Here is a 19,698-nt window from a genome sequence, read left to right as displayed (position 1 = left end):
AATTTCTCCTTCTGTAACTTTTTTCTATTTTAAGTCGCTCGTTTTATCCGGCAATTTACGCAGCAGTTTTTTCCCGAACGGAATACTTATCCACTCCCGTAAAGTCAATAGCCTTACTTTTAGAATATACCATAAGAACACGGCTACACCAGCACAAACAGTCACAGATGCTATCACGGAATCCATAAGCCGGCCTCCGTCCGTAAAGACATACCCTTCCAAACCGATCCGCAACGCATCTACCGTTATAAAAAGGACAACACAGCCTGCCATAAGTTTGAGGAAAAAGCGATCCGTAAACCAGACTTCCCGCAAGGCGCGTTCACTGTTCAACCAAAGCACCAGCAGCATGGCACCCAGACCGGCTATCAAAGCGATGCTTGCTCCCATTGTCCCCAACGATTTCACCAACAGCAGATTCCCGAAGACCTTGACCGCAAGACCAACCGCCAAGGCAACCAAGGAAATCTTGTATTGACCCAGACTTTGCAAAATGGAATGGTAGGCGGTCATGATTGAAGCCGCAAAAATGGCCAAAATATATACGGACAAAACTGCGATGCCTTCCTGGTCTCCGAAGAGCATATTATTGACGTTCGGCAAAATAGCCAGTAGTCCCGTCACCGCGGCAGCCGAAAAAACGCTTGTCATCCGCAGCAACGAGACGGCGGATCGGGTAAATTCGCCTTGGCGTCCTTGCGCATGCGCTTGGCTCATCATTGGGATGAAGCTGGCCGAAAATCCGGTCCCCACAACCATGCCCAACTGTACTAACGGTTGGCCCCGGTCATAGATACCCTTGACATTTTTTGCCAATTCGCTGGCTATACCGCCATCCAGCAAGCCGTTATAGAGCGTAAAGGAATCGATGAGTTGGAACAGCACAAGGATAGCGCTGAGCAGGCAAATAGTCGTCCCTTCAGTCGCATAGCGTCGGACTAGGCTTCCCCATTGTGCGGTGGGCGCCTCTTGTTTTGACTGTCGATCATTACGTGGTGAAGAATCATGATTTCGTCTTTCTTTGTAATAGGCAACCAACAGAATCAGGCTGGCCAGCACTGCACCCACAGTCGCGCCGCTCATGGCATTTGCGCCCATCGCATAAAGGTCGCCTTGTGTTTTTGTGTACAGATAAGCAGCGAAAAGGATCGCCCCGACCCGCACCAGTTGCTCCGCCACCTGCGAAATCGCAGTCGGCTCCATGCGGTAGTTGCCTTGGAAGTACCCCCGCAACGTCGCCAGTATCGGCATCCACAAAAACATCCAGGATACAGACTGCAAAATAGGTTGCAAGTCAGGGTCCCCCATCAGCAGCGCTAGTTGACCGGAAAAACCATAGATGCCAAGGAACAGGATAAAGCCGAAAATGCCAAGTATGACCAGACTGCGCTTCACCATCATCCTGCGGGTCCAGCTATCCGGCGTTTCCGCAATCATCTTGGAAAGGAATACCGGAAAACCTGACAATGCGAACGTCATACCGATGCCATAGATAGGATAAACTTGCTGGTATACATAGAAACCTGTATTTCCCACCATATTCTGGAACGGCACCCGATAGACTGCGCTGAGTATCTTGCTGATAAAAGCGGCCAAAGACAGTAACAAAGCACCCTTCATCATCTGCTTCAAACGATTATTTTCCATTTGTTTCTCCCGTTGTTTCGTTTGTTTCGGCGACGCAGGCTTTGACGAATGCATTAAGATGATTCAGCCATTGGCGGTTCGGTAATTTCCCTATGACCAGACTGACAACCAATTTGGCATTATTCAAATTGATCTGTGCCTTCAACGGGATTTTGCTGAGCGCCTCAAACACAGCCGGTCCTTGCAAGCGAACTGTCGCTTCCTGTGAGAAGGTGATGACGATTGTCTCGCCTTGGCGTTTGATTGTTTCGATCTGACTCTTCTCGGCGTAATTTTTGATCAAACCGACCTCCAACAGATCGGAAACCTCTTGCGGATAATCACCGAAGCGATCGATCAGATCCGTTTCGATTTCATCATGATCATCCAAGCCGTCGATACGTTGGATTCGTTTGTAGAAGTCGATTTTTTGACGCTCATCCTCTATATAATCGGCAGGTATGTATGCGTCGATGCTCAAGTCGATTTCAACGATGGAACGCTTCGTTTTCGCTTTCAGGCCTCGTTTGACTGCAACTGCCTCTCCCAACATCTCGGAGTACAGATCGAATCCGACCGAGTCGATGAAGCCGTGTTGTTGTGCACCCAAAAGGTTCCCTGCTCCACGGATCGACAAGTCGCGCATGGCAATTTTAAAACCTGCGCCCAGTTCCGTGAATTCCTTTATGGACTGCAATCTTTTCTCACTGACTTCCGTCAGCATTTTGTTCGGCTGATACATTAAATAAGCGTAGGCAATCCGATTCGTTCTGCCGACACGTCCGCGTAGCTGGTAGAGCTGGGACAATCCCATCCGATCGGCATTTTCTATGAAGAGTGTGTTGACATTTGGGATATCCACACCCGTTTCTATGATGGTTGTGGTTACAAGCACATCGTAGCGGCCTTCAATAAAATCCATGATGACATTTTCAAGCTGAACTTCGGTCATCTGGCCATGCGCCACTGCGACACGGACATCAGGAACGAGTTCGCGGATCTCTTCGGCTTTCTTCTCGATTGTTTCAACCCGATTGTAGAGGTAGAAGGCTTGACCTCCGCGGGCCATTTCCCTTTCGATCGCATCCCGGACGGCTCCGTTGTTCTGTTCCATGACATATGTCTGAACCGGATAACGGTTGGCAGGCGGTGTTTCGATGACAGAGAGATCCCTGACCCCCAGCATCGACATATGGAGGGTACGCGGTATCGGCGTTGCGGTCAACGTCAAAACATCCACAGAGGCTTTCATCTGTTTTAAACGTTCTTTGTGCTTCACACCAAAACGTTGCTCTTCGTCGACCACCAGCAATCCCAAGTCAGCGAACACGACGTCCTTCGATAAGATCCGATGCGTGCCGATGACGATGTCGACCGTGCCTTTGCGGACGCCCGCCAATGTTTCCTCTTGCTGTTTTTTCGTGCGGAAACGGCTCAGCAAACCGATCTCAAATGGGTACTCTTCAAACCGTTGCGTCAACGATTCATAATGCTGTTGCGCCAAGATGGTCGTAGGGACAAGGAATGCAGCTTGCTTTCCTTCCTGCACCGCCTTGAAAATGGCGCGCATCGCCACTTCCGTTTTGCCGTATCCGACATCACCAACCAGCAAGCGGTCCATCGGTTTGATGTTCTCCATGTCCGCCTTTATTTCAGCGGTACTGCGCAGCTGATCGTCGGTTTCGGTATAAGGGAAGGCATTTTCGAATTCGAGCTGCTCCGGCGTATCAGGTTGATAGGCGTATCCCTTTTCAGATTCCCTATTGGCGTACAGTTCGATCAATTCATCGGCGATGTCTTCGATTTTCGAGGCGACTTTCTTTTTCGTTTTCGCCCATTCCGTTCCGCCCAACTTGTGCATTTTAGGCGTTTTGGCATCGGAAGACACATATTTTTGAATCAAATGGATTTGTGTTACAGGAATGAATAATTTAGCGCCTTCCTGGTATGCGATCGACATGTAATCTTGGTGGACGCCGCCAACTTCGATGGTTTCCATGCCTGTGTAGAGACCTATCCCGTGATTCACATGGACAACATAGTCACCAGGATCCAGTTCTGTATAGCTCTTTAATCTCTCGGCATTTGTCATTTTCTGGCGGCGAGGTTGCTTCTTCGTGACTTTGTTGAAGAGTTCCTTTTCAGTGACGAACACGACTTTTTCCTGCGGCAATTCAAATCCGTTCGCCATTCCGCCAATCATGATATTCACTTTTCCGGGAATAAACGGATCGTTTCCTCTGATGTAGCTATGGATGCCGAAATCCGCAAATATCCGTTGCACCTTTTCAGCACGTTCCAGGGAAGGAACCATGACGAATACCGTCATATGCTGCTTGAGCCAACGCTCCATTTCCAACTTGACTTGCGGCATCTGACTGAAGAAATTGTTCAATGTGCGGTATTGGAAAGGATAGACTCCATGGAACCGCATGTTGCCGAATCCTCTATGAAACAGAGCGTAATAAATCCGGTGCTGTTTGGATTTTTTGATTACCTCGCGGATATCGGCGCTGAAATCCTGTGAAGGCAGGCACACGCCTTCCGACACTTTGGCCAGCTTCCATTCCGAGGACTCACTTTCGATTGTCCTTTCCACTTCAAGGATGCGGCTATAATCATCCACAATCAGCAGTGCATCTTCAGCAATGTAGTCCAAAACTGTAGGCTGTTCCGGATAGACCAAACTTGTATACAATTGCGGATCCCTCGATAGTTCACCGCGCTTCATATTGTCTGTCAGCTCGGAGAATACACGCGTCATACTTTCTTTGACCTCTTGATTTTTGATGCCTTTGATGGCCTTTTCAGCCTTTTTCTCTACCGCGCTTGCTTGCTTTGCTATCTCTTCTTTCGTGAAAATTGTGTCATGCGCCGGCAAGATTCGGACAGTTTCGATAGATTCGCTGGACTTTTGCGTGTAGGCATCAAAATAGCGCAATGTATCGATTTCGGTATCGAATAGTTCCAATCGCAATGGGTTCTCCTCGTTCAGGGCGTAGATGTCGATGATGCCTCCGCGTATGCTGAACTCACCCGGGCTGGCAACCATCCGTTCACGGGTATAGCCCATTGCAACCAATTTTTCAGGCAGGCTGTCCAGATTCAACTCCATGCCAATGGAAAAATCAAGGCAATGCGTTTCCCAGATTGAAGCCGGAGAGAGGATTTTTTTGAATCCGGCAGCTGGAATCACGACGATCCCTTTTTTGCCGCTCTTCAGAAAATCCAATGTTTCGACCCGTTGGCTGCGGTATTCAGGTGATGAAAAAGCCAATTCCGCAGCGACCGATTCCTCTACAGGAAAGATTTGGATGGGAACGTCCGGTGCCAGTTGGCTGATGTCCTCATACACTTGGGTTGCTTGGAGCAAATTGGGGGTCAAGACGATGACCGGCTTCTGCAGTTCTTCGAACAGGATACTCGTCAACAGATTACGGCCTGATCCAGAAAGCCCAGCCACCAATTGCGGCAGTTCTGCATTGATTTCTGACAACACCGTCTGTATATTATTTGTGCTCTTTAAATATTTCTCTATTTCTTTCATGAATATTCTCCTCGTTCATGGTATGTTCTGCAGTAAAAAAGGTTATCGCCTTCATCTTGATTCACCTATGCAGGTTGGGCAGCAGACACAAAAGAGGTCCAGCTGAAGCTGAACCTAACCTTTTTTATTGAATTGATTCATTGTCTCCAAAAAATTGTTCCCTTTGATGAAATGGTCGATTGCATCCACACTTTCTTTTACGGAGTGCAACATTTCGGCGTGTTCATTTTTCGGAAACGGGCTCAGCACGTGCTGAATGACCGTCATATTATGTTGAGGCCTTCCGACCCCTATGCGAATCCGGTTGAAATCCTGTGTCCCTAAGTGCTGTATCAAACTTTTGATGCCGTTATGTCCGCCAGCACCACCCTTTTGGCGAAGCCTTATTTTGCCTACCGGCATATCCATATCATCATAGACGACAACCAAATCTTCGATCGGGATGCTGTAGTAATCCATCAGCGGTCTTACCGCTCTTCCCGAATCATTCATGAAAGTCAGCGGTTTGACGAATAAAACTTTTTCACCGTTTACCGTCGTTTCTATATATAACGCTTCAAATTTATTTTTATTGTATTTCTCTTTATTCTGAAAAGCCCATTCATCCAAGGCAATAAAGCCGACATTGTGCTTCGTGTCGGTATACTTAGGACCTGGGTTTCCTAATCCAACGATCATTTTCATTTATTTTCCCCTATTGTTTCCAGTCATAGTTACGTTCGCAAGAGAACAAGCGCATGCTTTCCTTCTCTATTACGCCAAAAAAGGCCGCACGGATGTAATCCGCACAGTTTGCTTTTGAACAGTATACCACAATCATCGGATATTCGTAAGAAATCGATTTGGGACCCGCAAAAAATATTGTGAACAAAATCGCAATTACCCATTGAAAACAGCAGTGTTTTATTTTATAATATCTTTATATAATATTTCACAGGTTGTTCACTGTCTATCACTTTCGCGCAATCATCGCTGGTTCTGAAAATCTTTGCCGAGTGAGATAGGCCCAAAGAGTAATCACCTTTGTTTAGTGTTATAATAGAATCAGCAAATAGCGAGAGGAGCATTATAATGGCAGAATTGAGTGGAAATACGGGACAAAAAATTATTTTAGTCGGTGACGGCGCTGTAGGGTCAAGTTATGCGTTTGCATTGGTTACACAAAATATTGGTCATGAGTTGGGTATCATTGATATCAACAAAGCGAAAACAGAGGGAGACGCCATCGATCTTTCCCATGCTCTAGCTTATACCTCACCCAAGAAAATCTATGCAGCATCATACGCAGATTGCCACGACGCTGATATCGTTGTATTGACTGCAGGAGCTGCTCAAAAACCTGGTGAAACACGTCTCGATCTAGTAAGCAAGAACTTGCGTATCTTCAAGTCAATCATCGGAGAAATCATGGCTAGCGGTTTCGACGGCATTTTCTTGGTAGCATCCAATCCAGTGGATGTCCTCACTTATGCAACTTGGAAATTCTCAGGACTTCCTGCTAACCGCGTCATCGGTTCCGGTACTTCTCTGGACAGTGCTCGTTTCCGCCAAAGCATCGCTGCGCTTGTAGGCGTTGATACCCGTAATGTTCACGCCTATATCTTAGGGGAACACGGCGACACCGAATTCCCTGTCTGGTCCCATGCTAACGTTGGTGGCCTGCAGATTTATGAATGGGTGAAACAAACTTCTGCTGTCGATGAAAAAGCTTTAGTCGACGTCTTCTTCAAAGTGCGCGATGCTGCATATGAAATCATCGAGAAAAAAGGAGCGACTTTCTACGGTATCGCTGTAGCTTTAGCCCGTATCACAAAAGCGATCCTGAATGATGAAAATGCGATCATGCCTTTATCCGTCTATTTGGATGGAGAATATGAACACAAAGATATCTTTATCGGCGTACCGGCAGTCATCAACCGTTCCGGTATCCGCAACATCATCGAAATTCCTTTATCTGATGCAGAACAGGAAAAAATGGATTTATCCGCTAACACATTGAAAAAAGTGTTGGAAGAAGGATTCGCCAGCCTGGAAGCAGACGCAAAATAATCGTATTCGATCTCAAGCACCCGTCAGTCCCTTTTAGGGACGACGGGTGTTTTTTTGTTGCGGGTTTCGGTGATGCGGGGTTTGGGTTTGGGTTTGGGTTTGGGGGCTCGAAAACATGAATTCTTTCGAGTTATTCATCTTTTCGCCCTGATTTAGGCTCGAAAACATGGATTCTTTCGGGTTATTCATCTTTTCGCCCTGTTTTGGTCTCGAAAACATGAATTCTTTCGAGTTATTCATCTTTTCCGGCCACAAACAGCAAACGTACTCGCAGACATGGATTGCTTCCCTTTACAGATCAAGCGACAGCACCTTGCATTCTCTCCGGAAGGCATTTACAGGTATCTGCGTATACTATATTTGACGACTCATATCAGGAGGGATTCCTATCGCATACAAAGAACGAACGAAACCAAAGATTCTGCGCATCTACGAGATATTGCACACGCGCACCCATCTTGGGAAGGCCGATCATTACCGGTTCATCAATCGAAAGAAGGGATTCGGGGGTGAAAGCGGACTTGACGTACACACCGAGCCCCTCAGTGAAAATTGCATTGTCTTGAACGATCTTCAGTTGGAAGTCAGGGAATCCCCGTTCCAGATTGATGCGCTCTTGATTTTCTCAGATATGATCAAACTCTACGAAATCAAAAATTATGAAGGTATGCATCAGTGGGGCGAAGGGTCCTTCATAAAATCATCTGGATTATTATTGGAGAATCCATCCATGCAACTGCAGAGAACGAAAGTACGATTGGAATTCCTGCTGTCGGAGATGGGACTTCAGATGAAAGTGGAGGCTTATGTCATTTTCGTAAATCCGGAATTCACCTTGGTTGGCGCTCCAAATGTAACCAGCTATATCCTTCCCAGTCAAATTCCCGGACATTTCCGGAATATGCCCAAAACAACTGGGCTAACTGCCGAACAATATAAACTTGCAGATTCGCTCGTATCTCTGCACGATCCCAATTACACTTTCAAGATACCAGAATATCACTACGAGAACATGAAAAAAGGTGTTCCCTGTCCAGATTGCGGAACTCTAAAGAATACATTTAGAGGCCATCATCAGATTTGCGATGAATGCGGAAAGAAAATAAACATCAACGAAGCAATCAGGACCGGCATATCCGACTTCCGCATCTTGTTTCCGGATGATAAAATTACAACCCGCCGCATCACAGACTGGTGTGGTGTCGGTGACCAAAATCGCATAAGCAATATACTTAAGTCAGAATTCCAAATGATGGGGAAAAACCGCGGGCGATATTTCATTTGATGAATATTTTCCTAATTCGTGAAGGCGCTGTAATAACGCGACGCGCAAATAACCGGGTAACAGCCCGGTCATTTGCGCGTCTTATTTTGTTTGCATTTGGAACTTGTTCCAGCCGGGACACAAGTTCTATCTCTTGTCGCAGGGGGCTCGGGCCCTGCCTGTGCCCGAAAACATGAATTCTTTCGAGTTATTCATCTTTTCGTCCCGATTTGTGCTTGAAAACATGAATTCTTTTGAACTATTCATCTTTTCGCCCAGATTTGGGCCCGGAAACATGAATTCTTTCGGGTTATTCATCTTTTCCAGCCGCACCAGCCACACACAGCGCTCCATTCATGCCACCCCGCAAGCGCACAGCCCTCACCCTTAAACAAAAAAAGCCCTCCAAGGAGGACTTTTTTTCAATCGTCGGATTCTTAGTCGATGATTACAAATTTTTCTTGGAACAACGGGCTTACTGAGCGGTTTTCGTGGATACGTTTGATTGCTTCGGCAATCAATTGTGACACAGATACCAGTACAATCTTATCGCTGGCTTTGTCAGCAGGGATATTGATCGAATCAGTAACGATCAATTCTTTGATTACGGAATTATTGATACGGTCAATGGCTGGGCCTGACAATACAGCATGTGTGCAGCAAGCATAGACATCCAACGCGCCTGCATCCTGCAATGCTTGGGCAGCCAATGTGATTGTGCCTGCAGTATCGATCATGTCGTCGATCAAGATACATTTTTTGCCCTCTACATTACCGATGATATTCATGACTTCGGCAACGTTCGCTTTCGGTCTTCTCTTGTCAATGATGGCAATTGGAGCTTTGATGAATTCAGCCAGTTTGCGGGCTCTTGTCACGCCACCGTGATCAGGCGAAACAACGACTACGTCATCATGCAAGACTTCATGATCCAAGAAGTAGCTTGCCAATAACGGAGCTCCCAACAAGTGATCAACCGGGATATCGAAGAAACCTTGGATTTGAGGAGCATGCATATCAAGTGTCAACAGTCGGTCAGCACCAGCATTGGTGATCATGTTCGCCACCAATTTTGCTGTGATCGGCTCACGTGATTGCGCTTTGCGGTCTTGGCGTGCATAGCCATAATAAGGCAATACGATATTGATTGTTTTGGCACTCGCGCGCTTCAAAGCATCGATCATGATCAAAAGTTCCATCAAGTGGTCGTTTACCGGAGAACTTGTCGATTGGATGACGTAAACGTGGCAACCGCGGATACTTTCGTCGATGTTGATCTTGATTTCACCGTCGCTGAATTGAGATGAAGAAAGGGTCCCTAACTCCACACCAACGTCAGCCGCAATTTTCTCAGCCAAAGGGCGATTTGAACTTAAAGAAAAAATCTTAAGTTTTGGATCTTTGTAATGTTCTGTCATGATAATCCTCCGTTAATCTTTTGTTTTTACCAAATTAAACACATACTGATATAATATTTTCAAAATCATTCTACCATACATGTATAAGGTTTTGTTTTATTTTTTGGCTGGCGGTAATTTTTCCCAATAGCCGGGTTTGTTCTCCTGGCGGCTGCGAGCGATGCCCATCGCGCCTTCAGGTACATCTTTTGTGATGGTCGAACCTGCAGCCAGGAATGTATTGGCCTCGACATTGACAGGCGCCACAATGTTCACGTTGCAGCCGATGAACGTGTTGTCACCAATGCTGGAACGGTGTTTGTGTTTGCCGTCATAATTCACGAATACAGTACCACAACCGACGTTGATGTTTTTACCGAGATCCGCATCTCCCACATAAGTCAAGTGTCCGACTTTTGTGTCCTCATTCAATACCGCATTCTTCACTTCCACAAAATTTCCGATATGGACGCGTTTTCCGATGTGGCTGTTCGGTCTCAAGTGGCTGAACGGGCCGATGTTGCTGTCCGATTCCATCACGGAGTCCTCCAGATTTGAACTTCTGATTTGGACACGATCACCAATTGTTGTATTGCTCAGTTCTGAGCCTGATCCGATGAAACAATCTTCACCGATGATTGTTTTCCCTTTCAGGAACACGTTTGGTTCAATGACTGTATCGCTTCCGATCATCACATCAGATTCGATGTAAGTACTATCCGGGTCGATCAAGGTAACGCCATTGCGCATGTGCTTTTCATTGATGCGTCTCTTCATGTATACGGAAGCTTCCGCTAACGCCACACGATCATTCACACCCAAAGCTTCTCCCATGTCGCTCATCTGATAAGCCGTCACGATTTCGCCTTGGTTCTTCAGGATTTCGATGACATCCGGCAAGTAGTACTCACCTTGCGCGTTGTTGTTGCCTACTGATTGCAGCGCGGCAAACAAGAACTTGTTATCGAAAGCATACGTACCGGTATTGATTTCCTGCACAAGCACTTCTTCCGGAGAAGCATCTTTTTGTTCCACAATTTTTTCTACATTATCTGACGCATTTCTGATGATGCGGCCATAGCCTGTCGGATCAGCAGCATGCGCAGTCAGGATAGTTGCTTTCGCTTTTTTCTCTTCATGGTATTGCAGCAAGGATTCCAACGTGTCTGCAGTCAGGAGCGGTGTATCTCCACAGATGACCAACGTAGTGCCCTCTTCGTTCTCCAGCACAGCTTGCGCTTGCAGGACAGCGTGACCTGTTCCCAATTGTTGCGCCTGCAATACATATTCCGAACGATTACCCAAGCATCCTTTAACAGTATCTGCACCGTGCCCTACAATTGTCACTACCTTCTCAATTCCAGCAGCCTCTACTTGATCCACGACGTGCTCTACCATTGGTTTTCCGCAAACTGCATGTAGTACTTTATAAAGCTTACTTTTCATGCGCGTTCCTTGACCAGCGGCCAGTATGATTGCAAAACGATTAGCCATAAGCAACTCCTATCTTTTCATTTTATTCCTTCAACTAAATTATCTTAGCCTAAAAACGTGCTTTTTTCAATATGATGTCGTGCATAAATACAGACTTCTTTTCATTTTCTAATGGAAATACGAAGAATACGGATACATTGTTTCTTATTGACCGGTATTTTGGATATACTTGTAGACAGAAAGATACATCGAAAGGATTGATTTCAATGATAAAACCGACCGCATCATTTTGGATACACGAACTGTTGCTTCAGCCACATGCGGAAGGCGGCTATTTTTGTGAAACCGGACATTCGCCCGAACTCATCATCACCGAAGATCGGCGAGAACGTTATCTCTACAGCAATATTCTTTTTTTGTTGACTGCAGATAACCCATCGCATTTTCACCGTTTAAAATCCGATGAAGCTTGGTATTTCCACGAAGGCAGCACCTTGACGATCCATTTATTGCATCCCGACGGCCGGTATGAGGCAGTCAGAATGGGACGCCATCCCGAAAAAGGCGAACTTTTTCAATTTACGGTTCCGAAAGGGGTCATCTTTGGGAGCAGCATCGAAGGATCATCAGAAGACTACTCACTCGTAAGTTGCATGGTTTCCCCAGGGTTCGATTACCGTGATTTTGAGTTGCTGCCTTTTGATGCATTGCTGAAAGTTTACCCTGATTCAGGGGATATTCTGGAAAAACTGGCCTACAAAAACCTGCCGGCGGATTCTTTCAGGAATGAACAAGCCTGAACTACTCCAACCCCTCTTAGGGATTCGCACTTTTTTCTTGCCAACACACCAAAGAGCCAGGCCTTAAACTTGCGTTTAGGGTCCAGCTCTTTTTTCATGCTTATGATCAATCGATGCTTGAATCGAAATAATTACCCAAGCCCACGCTGATGGAATGATCTTTGAGATCGATATTATTTACGCGGATCAGTGACGTATAATCGAACACTTCGCGTTTGGAATTGTAGCCAGCTTCAGCGAATACAGTCACGCCGACTGTCTCCGATTCAAATTCGGAAATCATGCTGCGCATACCGTTGATGGTGCCGCCGCCTTTCAGGAAATCATCGACGATGAGAACTTTTGAACCGCGCGGCAAACTGCGCTTGGATAGTTCCATTTTTTCAACACGATCGGATGAACCTGAAACGTAATTGATGCTCACTGTGGAGCCTTCGGTAATTTTCGAATCACGGCGCACGATGACGAACGGCACATTCAGATAAGTGGCGACTGCTTGCGCGATCGGAACCCCTTTAGTTGCGACAGTCATGACTGCATCCACTTTTTTGTCGACGTATTGAGCCGCGATGACACGTCCAATTTTCTGCAGGATTTCCGGATTGCCGAGCATGTCGGAAAGATAAACGTATCCCCCTGGCAGCAGACGGTCTTTGCTGTTCATGATTTCGCACATTTCTTCTATAATTTCGCGGGCATTTTCTTTGGTGATTGTCGGAATATATTTGACGCCGCCTGCTGCACCCGGAAGCGTTTCGACAATCCCTGTTCCCCGATCTTCAAATGTTTTCTTGATGATGGATAAGTCTTCACTGATGGATGATTTCGCTGATTCATAACGTTTAGCGAAATAGGTCAATGAAATCAACCGATGTGGTCTTTCTAGTAAGTAACGGGTCATATCGACCAACCGTTCACTGCGCTTTATTTTCAATCCAAATCTCTCCTCATATTGCGTTCTTTTCCCTATTATATAGTTGATTCCTGAAAAATGGAAGCTTTTAATTGCTGATCGTTCGTTTTTAATCGAATTTTAGCGAAAAAAACAAGAGCAACGTTCTGCTCTTGTCCATATATCTTATTGTTAAGATTCTACTTCTTTTCAACGATGACCTTATAGATACTCGTCAAAATGAACATGGCCACGAAAACCAAAGTGATGGTGGCTCCGGGAGGCGTCCCGTATTGGTAGGATGCGAACAGTCCACCGTACATTCCCGTCAAACCGATGCCTATCCCAAGCAGGATGACACCGTTGAAGGTATGCACCAGCCTCATCGAGATGGCTGCCGGCAGAATCATGATTGAAGAAACCAACAGTGAACCAGTAATCGGCATCACTACGCTAATGGCAACCCCTGTGATCACAGAAACCATCAGCGACATCATACGGACGGGCAAGCCCGCTGTATGGGCCGTATCTTCATCAAAGGTCAACACATATAACGGTTTACGGAAAACCAGATACAACAGCACGACAATGATTGCCAAAGCCAACAAAATAAGGATTTGCTCGTCGTTTATGGTGATGATCGATCCGAACAGATACTGTTCGACACTGGCGTTCTGCTTCCCCGATACGAAGCTCATCAGCACCAACGCCACTGCCATCCCCGTAGCCATCAGAATCGCGATGGATATTTCCGAATAGCCTTTGAAGATGACACGCAAATATTCGATTCCGATTGCTGCCAAAATGACGATTGCTAATGTGGTGAGCGTCGGATTAATGTTAAGAAGCATCCCTAAAGCAACTCCGGCCAGGGAAACATGCGACAGCGTGTCCGCCATCAATGATTGCCGGCGCAAAATCAGCAGCAGGCCCAAAATAGGTGCCATGATTGCGATCAATGTTGATGCTTGGAAGGCTCTTTGCATAAATCCATAGAGAAACATCTCCACGGCGAATCCTCCTTTCTGACCAACTGAATATGGGTATCCATGAACTCTTTGATATCTTCATGCTCATGCGTAACCATGATGATTGCTTTGTTGTGGACTTGTGAATTGTGTTTCAGCAAGCGATAGAATCGCTCGCGTGATTCCTTGTCCATTCCGGTTGTCGGCTCATCGAGCACGAACAAGTCCGGGTCTGTTGCGAAAATACGGGCCAAAGCGATGCGTTGTTTCTGACCACCGGAAAGTTCTCCGATTTTTTTGTTGCGCATCTCCCACATGCCCACGGATTCCAAAGCTTTTTTTACATGGGTACGATCTTCTTCATCCAATTTTTTGAACCATTTACCTTTTTGGTATCTGCCAGACTCCACAAACTCAAGGACTCTACTCGGAAAGCCTATATTGAACGACGAAATTTGCTGCGGTGCATAACCGATCGTAAGCTTTTCCCCACGATAGTTCACCTTCGAAATCGTTGCGCTGCCCTCCCGGGGATTCAATAGTCCCAGGATGCTCTTCAATAAAGTGGATTTCGCCGCGCCGTTTTCGCCTGTAAGGATGACGAATTCCCCTTCGTGCACTTGGAATGTGATATCCTGCAGGACAGGTTCATCATCGTAATAGAACGACAGATGCTGTACATCGATATAGTCCACTTGAATTCCCCTCTTCTCTTACTGGATCACTTTTTTCAAAGCTGTCAAATTTTCTTCCATCACACTCAGATAATCTTTACCTGCTTTCTGGTCTTCATCGGTTATCCCTTCAAGCGGGCTCAACACTTCCAGAGAGGCACCTGTTGCTTCAGCCAAGGTTTGCGCTGTTTTTGAGGAGGCACTGTCCGAGTAATAAACGGTAGTGATCTGATTATCGATCATAAACTGCTGCAGTTCAGCCAGTTTGGCAGGATTCGGTTCCGCATCGGATGACACTTCGGAGACCGCCACTTCAGTCAGTTCGTAGCGGCGGGCGATATAGCCAAAAGCAGCGTGCTGGACGACGAAAGTTCGGTTTTCGGCAGTCTCAAAGGCAGTCTGATAAGCCACATCCAGTTCCGCCAATTTTTCATTAAAGGCAGCTGCATTTGCTTCATAACTCTCTTTGTTGGCTTCATCCGCCTCGAGGACTCCGGCCAAAATGGCGGCGACTTCCTCTTGTGCATATACCGGATCCAACCAGACATGCGGATCGACGCTGTGGGCATCTTCGCCTTCGTCATCACTATGCTCTTCTTCGGCAGCCGCAGCCTCTTCCAATTCAAAAAGTGCGATATTCTCGGCAGCTTCGACAACGATCACATCGCTCGATTCAATGGATTCCAGCACGCTGGGTACCCACGTTTCCATTTCATCGCTGCTGTAGACGAACACATCAGCGTCAGCGATGGCCGCAATATCCTGTGGCGTCGGCTCATAGCCATGCGATTCTTGTCCAGCATCCAACAAAACGGAAACTTCGCCATTATCGCCTACCACGTTTTTCGCAAAGTCGTACATCGGATAGAAGGTTGTGACAACCTTTATCCCATCCTCAGAAACGGCCGATTCATTGCTTCCGCTCGTTCCGCACCCAACCAGAACAAGGGCTACTGCAGAAAGAATGCCTGTCAATTTCAATCTATTTAGCATAATATATTATTCCTCCAAAACGTAATGATTACTGTTTAAGTCCCGATAGACACTTTATCACAATTGGATACTACGCGTCAACCATTCCGCTTCCATTTCACAAGCAAAAACCGCAAACCCTTCAGGGGAGTTCGCGGTTTTCTATTCAATCTTCGTTGAGCAGTCTTACCATGTATACTTCTTCGCAGAATCCTCGCAAACTGTTGTAGGCTCTTTTGATGCGTGACGTGTTTCTGCTGAATCCGATGATGGTCGGGCCGCTACCGCTCATCGTCACGCCGTCAAGGCCGTACTTCTCCATCCGGTCCTTCAATTGGCGCAGTTCCGGATGCTTATTGAAGGTCACTTGTTCCAAAGCATTGCCAACGTTCTTGCACATCCGCTCGTAGTCGCCCTCCTCGATGGCTTGCGCTACGATGCGGGAAGTCGGTTTGTGCTGCAGTTGCTCGACAGCCAACAGCCGGAAAATCGTCTTCGTCGAGACGCTCAGGCGCGGTTTCGCCAAAATCACCCAACAAGATGGCATCGGCCGCAGTTTGCGGACGATTTCTCCTCGGCCTGATACGAAGGCTGTGCCGCCCACTATGCTGTAGGGAACATCAGAGCCTACTTGGTTGCCGATCGCAATCAGCTCCTCCACAGAAAGCTGCAGATCCCAGATTTTGTTCAGCGCACGCAAAGCTGCAGCGGCATCCGTGCTGCCGCCACCCAATCCGGCAGCTACAGGGATTTTCTTGTCGATTTCGATTTTGATCCCCTTCTTTATCCCGCATCGGTCTTTGAGAAGCTTCACTGCTTGATAGACATGATTTCGCGTATCCACTGGCAAAAATACTTTGTTCGTGTAGATTCTGATTTCATCTTTTTCGAGAGGAGTAAACGTAAGATGGTCCGCGAGGTCGACTGAAGCCATCACCATTTCGAGTTCATGATAAAGGTCATCCCGCTTATACAATACATCTAATGCCAAATTTATTTTTGCCGGTGCACGTTCAATCCATTCCATCGCTCCACGCTCCTCTCCACTGTTCTTATACTTACAATACTAGCTTAAGCGTGCCGTTTTTAAAAGAAATATATGTCAATAAACAAGAATTACTTTCTGAACTGGCATTATTGTCTGAATTGGTGCCCGGAACCGGTTTTCCTGCAATCTGTTCCGCCTGCCGTAAGCGATTTTTTCCATAAAAAAAAACAGACATTTCGATGTCTGTTTGATTTATTTGGAATAAGTTCTTACATAATTTAAGCGTACAGGCATTTTTCTTCATCGTAAAATAAGATCTCTACAGCTTCGGTTAAAACATCTGCATAACTGTATGATACACGTTCAAATGCATTTTCGTTTTGGTCTAGATCAACCACAAATACAGCATGATACGTTTCACGTAAAATACCTTTGCGTTCTGTCTTGCGTTTGCGTCCTGCTTGCGCAGTCAGCATAACTTTCTGCCCTAAGTGACATTCCAGTTGTTCTTTAATCTGACTCAAATTATCCGGCATTCTGTTTCACCTCACTGATTCACAGTATAACACAGATAAATTTAATTTACAAGTATATCACAGAGGACGTATGCACGCAACTATGAAACGAATAATTTTTTAAAGAAATCTTATCAACTTTTTTTACTTCTTTTTAGTAAAACTGCAGATGGGAAAATTGCACCACGGATGCATCACCTTCCCTTCGCAACGGGATTCAGAAGGTGATGCATCCGTATCGATAGTGCCTATGGATGAGAAAATATCAGGGTATCTTTTGATAGATTATTGAACGTCCAAATATTTGACCAAAGCATTCGCCAAGTCCGCAAATTGTTCGATGCTCAGGGCTTCTCCTCGTTTTGAAGGCTCAATGCCGGCTTCTTCAAGTCCGGCTGTCAAAGCTGCCTTGATCTCTTCCGTTTTGCCGTAGCGGGATTGCAGATTGTTCCAGAGCGTTTTTCTGCGTTGATTGAAACCGGCCCGCACCAAATCAAAGAAGAATGCCTCATCTGTAACCTTGACTTTAGGTTCCGCTCTGCGCTGCAGTTTCAGGATTGCCGAATCGACATTCGGTTGTGGTACAAAAACGGTTTTCGGAACGATGAAGGCAATCTCGGCTTCGGTATAGTAGTCGATTGCAATCGTCAATGAACCGAATGCTTTCGTTCCAGGCTTGGCTGTCATACGCTGCGCGACTTCTTTTTGCATCATCATTACAAACGTGTCGATCGGTAAATCAGTCTCTATGAAATTCATGATGATCGGCGTCGTGATATAGTAAGGCAGATTCGCCGCCACCACTAATCGTTCGGCCGGTTCAAAATGCTCTTCGATGACTTGCGGAACATTTGCCTCCAGAATATCCTGAAAAATGATTTCGATATTTTCGTATTCCGCAAGTTCCGTCTTCAGAATCGGTGCCAAACGTCTGTCCACTTCAAACGCCACTACTTTTTTGGCTTCTCTGGCAAGTCGTTCCGTCAAGGCTCCGATACCGGGCCCGATTTCGATGACATTGGTGTTTTCATCTATGCCGGCTGCAGCAACCATCTTTGTCAATATATTCGGGTCCACCAAAAAGTTTTGGCCTAGGCTCTTCTTCATGGTCAAATGGTATTTTTTTAAGATGGCGTTCGTTCTGCTCGGTGTTGCTATATCCTTATGGTATTCTAATCCACTCATTTGTTTTCCTCCTCCTGCCGCAAAGCGGTCAGGCTATCCTTTTCATCCAGTTCTTTCAAAATGGTCGTCATCGCTACGTTAACAGCTTCTTTTTCCAATTGGAACATGCGCAGGCGTTTCAACAACTGTTTCCCATTCGTATGGCCGATGCCGAGCGCATCCCCCAGCAACTCCCGGTAACGGCCTGAGTCAGCATGTCCGACCAAATGCCATTCATCCAGGAATTTCCTATCGATGTCGCTCGTTTCCGCATGCCTTTGCGTGTAGATATTTTTCAGCGCTTCCCTGATGATTTCCGGAGAAGCATGCTCGATTCCGAGGCTTCCGCCTTTCGGGGATTGCGCGTCATCCTTACGTAAGAACGCATGCTTGACTCCGGGAATCCGTTCCACAATCGTTGCCCGGATCTTCCCGCCCGGATAATCCGGATCGGTGAAGACGATGACGCCACGGGTCGCTTGCGCATGGGCAATCAGTTGCAAGGTTTCTTCGTTGATTGCGGATCCGTTCGTTTCGATCGTATCAGCCTCCACCGCCAGCTTGATCCGTCTGGTGTCGTCTTTCCCCTCAACCACGATGATCTCTTCTATTTTCATCTGTCCTCCAACCCAAACAATGCATTTGCGTTTTTGGTTGTCTGCAGCGCGATCTGTTCGAATGTCTGGCCGCGTAATTCAGCAATCTTTTCGGCTACATAGCGTACATAGGCCGGCTCATTTCTCTTTCCCCGGAAAGGAACAGGCGCCAGATAAGGCGCATCGGTTTCGACCAAAAGTCTCTCGATCGGCACAGCTTTGGCTACTTCATGGACTTCGGTCGCCTTTTTGAAGGTGACGACGCCGCTGATCGAAATGTGCATGCCCAAATCCAAAAACTTCTTCATGTAGTCCACGTCTCCGCTGAAGCTGTGCATGATGCCGCCGATGTCGCGCACATCCTCTTCCTTCAAAATGCGGTACGTGTCTTCGATGGCATCACGCATATGGATGCTGATAGGCAGTTCCAATTCCTTCGCGATCGCGATTTGCCTTCTGAACACTTTCGCTTGGACGTCGTGTGGCGCTGTGTCCCAGTGATAGTCCAGCCCCATTTCGCCCATGGCAACAACCTTTTTTTCTTCAAGCAGTGCCATCAGGCTGTCTTCCACTGCCGCAGTATAGGTCGCTGCTTCGGTAGGGTGCCAGCCGATAATACTGTAGATTTCAGGATATTTTGTGCTCAATTCGAGCGATTTTTTTATTGTGTCCGCGTCGAATCCTACGACCGCAAAGCTTCCGACACCGGCTTCATGGGCCCTTTTGATGGCCGCGTCCGCATCATCCGCAAAAGCGTCCACATTCAGATGCGTGTGTGTATCAAATAATAGTTTATTCATAGATTCCTTTCC

General features: G+C 46.6%; 17 protein-coding genes. 3 read left to right on the top strand and 14 right to left on the bottom strand.

Features of this window, described 5'->3' with window-relative positions; translation table 11 throughout:
- Positions 1-24: 24 nt before the first annotated feature.
- The 3 genes from WBM30_RS00710 to pth form a co-directional block, all read right to left on the bottom strand.
- Positions 25-1,647, bottom strand: a complete 1,623-nt coding sequence (locus WBM30_RS00710; protein WP_424898926.1) for a putative polysaccharide biosynthesis protein — start codon at positions 1,645-1,647, stop codon at positions 25-27.
- Positions 1,637-5,173 (bottom strand): transcription-repair coupling factor, encoded by a 3,537-nt coding sequence (gene mfd / locus WBM30_RS00705; protein WP_424898925.1) that lies wholly within the window; start codon positions 5,171-5,173, stop codon positions 1,637-1,639. The genes WBM30_RS00710 and mfd overlap by 11 nt, the downstream gene beginning before the upstream one ends.
- A gap of 114 nt (positions 5,174-5,287) precedes the next feature.
- The gene (gene pth, locus WBM30_RS00700; RefSeq protein WP_424898924.1) at positions 5,288-5,857 is read right to left on the bottom strand and encodes an aminoacyl-tRNA hydrolase; all 570 of its coding nucleotides are present in this window, start codon (positions 5,855-5,857) and stop codon (positions 5,288-5,290) included.
- A 387-nt stretch (positions 5,858-6,244) separates the two neighbouring features.
- Between pth and WBM30_RS00695 the strand changes: the two genes are divergently transcribed.
- Complete coding sequence (locus WBM30_RS00695) at positions 6,245-7,222, top strand: L-lactate dehydrogenase (RefSeq protein WP_086987304.1); 978 nt, start codon at positions 6,245-6,247, stop codon at positions 7,220-7,222.
- 439 nt (positions 7,223-7,661) lie between these two features.
- Complete coding sequence (locus WBM30_RS00690; protein ID WP_424898923.1) at positions 7,662-8,507, top strand: nuclease-related domain-containing protein; 846 nt, start codon at positions 7,662-7,664, stop codon at positions 8,505-8,507.
- Between the two features lie 416 nt (positions 8,508-8,923).
- On the opposite strand, the gene WBM30_RS00685 is transcribed toward WBM30_RS00690, so the two are convergent.
- On the bottom strand, positions 8,924-9,904 hold the full coding sequence (locus WBM30_RS00685; RefSeq protein WP_424898922.1) for a ribose-phosphate diphosphokinase: 981 nt from the start codon (positions 9,902-9,904) through the stop codon (positions 8,924-8,926).
- Between the two features lie 96 nt (positions 9,905-10,000).
- A complete protein-coding gene (glmU, locus tag WBM30_RS00680; RefSeq protein ID WP_424898921.1) occupies positions 10,001-11,377 on the bottom strand; it encodes a bifunctional UDP-N-acetylglucosamine diphosphorylase/glucosamine-1-phosphate N-acetyltransferase GlmU in 1,377 nt (458 codons plus the stop codon).
- Positions 11,378-11,583: 206 nt separating this feature from the next.
- Between glmU and WBM30_RS00675 the strand changes: the two genes are divergently transcribed.
- Positions 11,584-12,117, top strand: a complete 534-nt coding sequence (locus tag WBM30_RS00675; RefSeq protein ID WP_424898920.1) for a cupin domain-containing protein — start codon at positions 11,584-11,586, stop codon at positions 12,115-12,117.
- 106 nt (positions 12,118-12,223) lie between these two features.
- Here WBM30_RS00675 and purR read toward each other — a convergent pair whose 3' ends face one another.
- From purR to WBM30_RS00630, 9 genes are all read right to left on the bottom strand, one after another.
- Positions 12,224-13,051 carry a pur operon repressor gene (gene purR, locus WBM30_RS00670; RefSeq protein WP_424898919.1) on the bottom strand — a complete coding sequence of 276 codons (828 nt, stop codon included), beginning with the start codon at positions 13,049-13,051 and terminating at the stop codon, positions 12,224-12,226.
- A 158-nt stretch (positions 13,052-13,209) separates the two neighbouring features.
- Positions 13,210-14,019, bottom strand: coding sequence for a metal ABC transporter permease (locus WBM30_RS00665; RefSeq protein WP_424898918.1), 810 nt, complete (start codon positions 14,017-14,019; stop codon positions 13,210-13,212).
- Complete coding sequence (locus tag WBM30_RS00660) at positions 13,965-14,672, bottom strand: metal ABC transporter ATP-binding protein (protein ID WP_424898917.1); 708 nt, start codon at positions 14,670-14,672, stop codon at positions 13,965-13,967. Before WBM30_RS00660 ends, WBM30_RS00665 begins: the two co-directional genes overlap by 55 nt.
- An 18-nt stretch (positions 14,673-14,690) precedes the next feature.
- On the bottom strand, positions 14,691-15,644 hold the full coding sequence (locus WBM30_RS00655; RefSeq protein ID WP_424898916.1) for a metal ABC transporter solute-binding protein, Zn/Mn family: 954 nt from the start codon (positions 15,642-15,644) through the stop codon (positions 14,691-14,693).
- A 145-nt stretch (positions 15,645-15,789) separates the two neighbouring features.
- Positions 15,790-16,650, bottom strand: a complete 861-nt coding sequence (ispE, locus tag WBM30_RS00650; RefSeq protein ID WP_424898915.1) for a 4-(cytidine 5'-diphospho)-2-C-methyl-D-erythritol kinase — start codon at positions 16,648-16,650, stop codon at positions 15,790-15,792.
- A gap of 239 nt (positions 16,651-16,889) precedes the next feature.
- The gene (locus tag WBM30_RS00645) at positions 16,890-17,147 is read right to left on the bottom strand and encodes a Veg family protein (protein WP_086987295.1); all 258 of its coding nucleotides are present in this window, start codon (positions 17,145-17,147) and stop codon (positions 16,890-16,892) included.
- A gap of 264 nt (positions 17,148-17,411) precedes the next feature.
- Positions 17,412-18,311 carry a 16S rRNA (adenine(1518)-N(6)/adenine(1519)-N(6))-dimethyltransferase RsmA gene (gene rsmA / locus WBM30_RS00640; protein WP_424898914.1) on the bottom strand — a complete coding sequence of 300 codons (900 nt, stop codon included), beginning with the start codon at positions 18,309-18,311 and terminating at the stop codon, positions 17,412-17,414.
- Positions 18,308-18,907 carry a ribonuclease M5 gene (rnmV, locus tag WBM30_RS00635; protein WP_424898913.1) on the bottom strand — a complete coding sequence of 200 codons (600 nt, stop codon included), beginning with the start codon at positions 18,905-18,907 and terminating at the stop codon, positions 18,308-18,310. The genes rsmA and rnmV overlap by 4 nt, the downstream gene beginning before the upstream one ends.
- The gene (locus WBM30_RS00630; RefSeq protein WP_424898912.1) at positions 18,904-19,686 is read right to left on the bottom strand and encodes a TatD family hydrolase; all 783 of its coding nucleotides are present in this window, start codon (positions 19,684-19,686) and stop codon (positions 18,904-18,906) included. Before WBM30_RS00630 ends, rnmV begins: the two co-directional genes overlap by 4 nt.
- Positions 19,687-19,698 lie beyond the last annotated feature (12 nt).

Source organism: Trichococcus sp. (assembly GCF_049684335.1).
In the GTDB taxonomy this organism is placed as follows: Bacteria; Bacillota; Bacilli; order Lactobacillales; family Aerococcaceae; genus Trichococcus.
The sequence above is the reverse complement of the archived record's forward strand: the minus strand, read 5'-3'. Positions and strand labels throughout refer to the sequence as shown.

What these genes read in the sequence shown, in the direction of transcription:
- WBM30_RS00710 (WP_424898926.1), bottom strand. Translation starts at nt 1,647, where the DNA reads ATGGAAAATAATCGTTTGAAGCAGATGATGAAGGGTGCTTTGTTACTG.
- mfd (WP_424898925.1), bottom strand. Translation starts at nt 5,173, where the DNA reads ATGAAAGAAATAGAGAAATATTTAAAGAGCACAAATAATATACAGACG.
- pth (WP_424898924.1), bottom strand. Translation starts at nt 5,857, where the DNA reads ATGAAAATGATCGTTGGATTAGGAAACCCAGGTCCTAAGTATACCGAC.
- WBM30_RS00695 (WP_086987304.1), top strand. Translation starts at nt 6,245, where the DNA reads ATGGCAGAATTGAGTGGAAATACGGGACAAAAAATTATTTTAGTCGGT.
- WBM30_RS00685 (WP_424898922.1), bottom strand. Translation starts at nt 9,904, where the DNA reads ATGACAGAACATTACAAAGATCCAAAACTTAAGATTTTTTCTTTAAGT.
- glmU (WP_424898921.1), bottom strand. Translation starts at nt 11,377, where the DNA reads ATGGCTAATCGTTTTGCAATCATACTGGCCGCTGGTCAAGGAACGCGC.
- WBM30_RS00675 (WP_424898920.1), top strand. Translation starts at nt 11,584, where the DNA reads ATGATAAAACCGACCGCATCATTTTGGATACACGAACTGTTGCTTCAG.
- WBM30_RS00655 (WP_424898916.1), bottom strand. Translation starts at nt 15,644, where the DNA reads ATGCTAAATAGATTGAAATTGACAGGCATTCTTTCTGCAGTAGCCCTT.
- ispE (WP_424898915.1), bottom strand. Translation starts at nt 16,650, where the DNA reads ATGGAATGGATTGAACGTGCACCGGCAAAAATAAATTTGGCATTAGAT.
- WBM30_RS00645 (WP_086987295.1), bottom strand. Translation starts at nt 17,147, where the DNA reads ATGCCGGATAATTTGAGTCAGATTAAAGAACAACTGGAATGTCACTTA.
- rsmA (WP_424898914.1), bottom strand. Translation starts at nt 18,311, where the DNA reads ATGAGTGGATTAGAATACCATAAGGATATAGCAACACCGAGCAGAACG.
- rnmV (WP_424898913.1), bottom strand. Translation starts at nt 18,907, where the DNA reads ATGAAAATAGAAGAGATCATCGTGGTTGAGGGGAAAGACGACACCAGA.
- WBM30_RS00630 (WP_424898912.1), bottom strand. Translation starts at nt 19,686, where the DNA reads ATGAATAAACTATTATTTGATACACACACGCATCTGAATGTGGACGCT.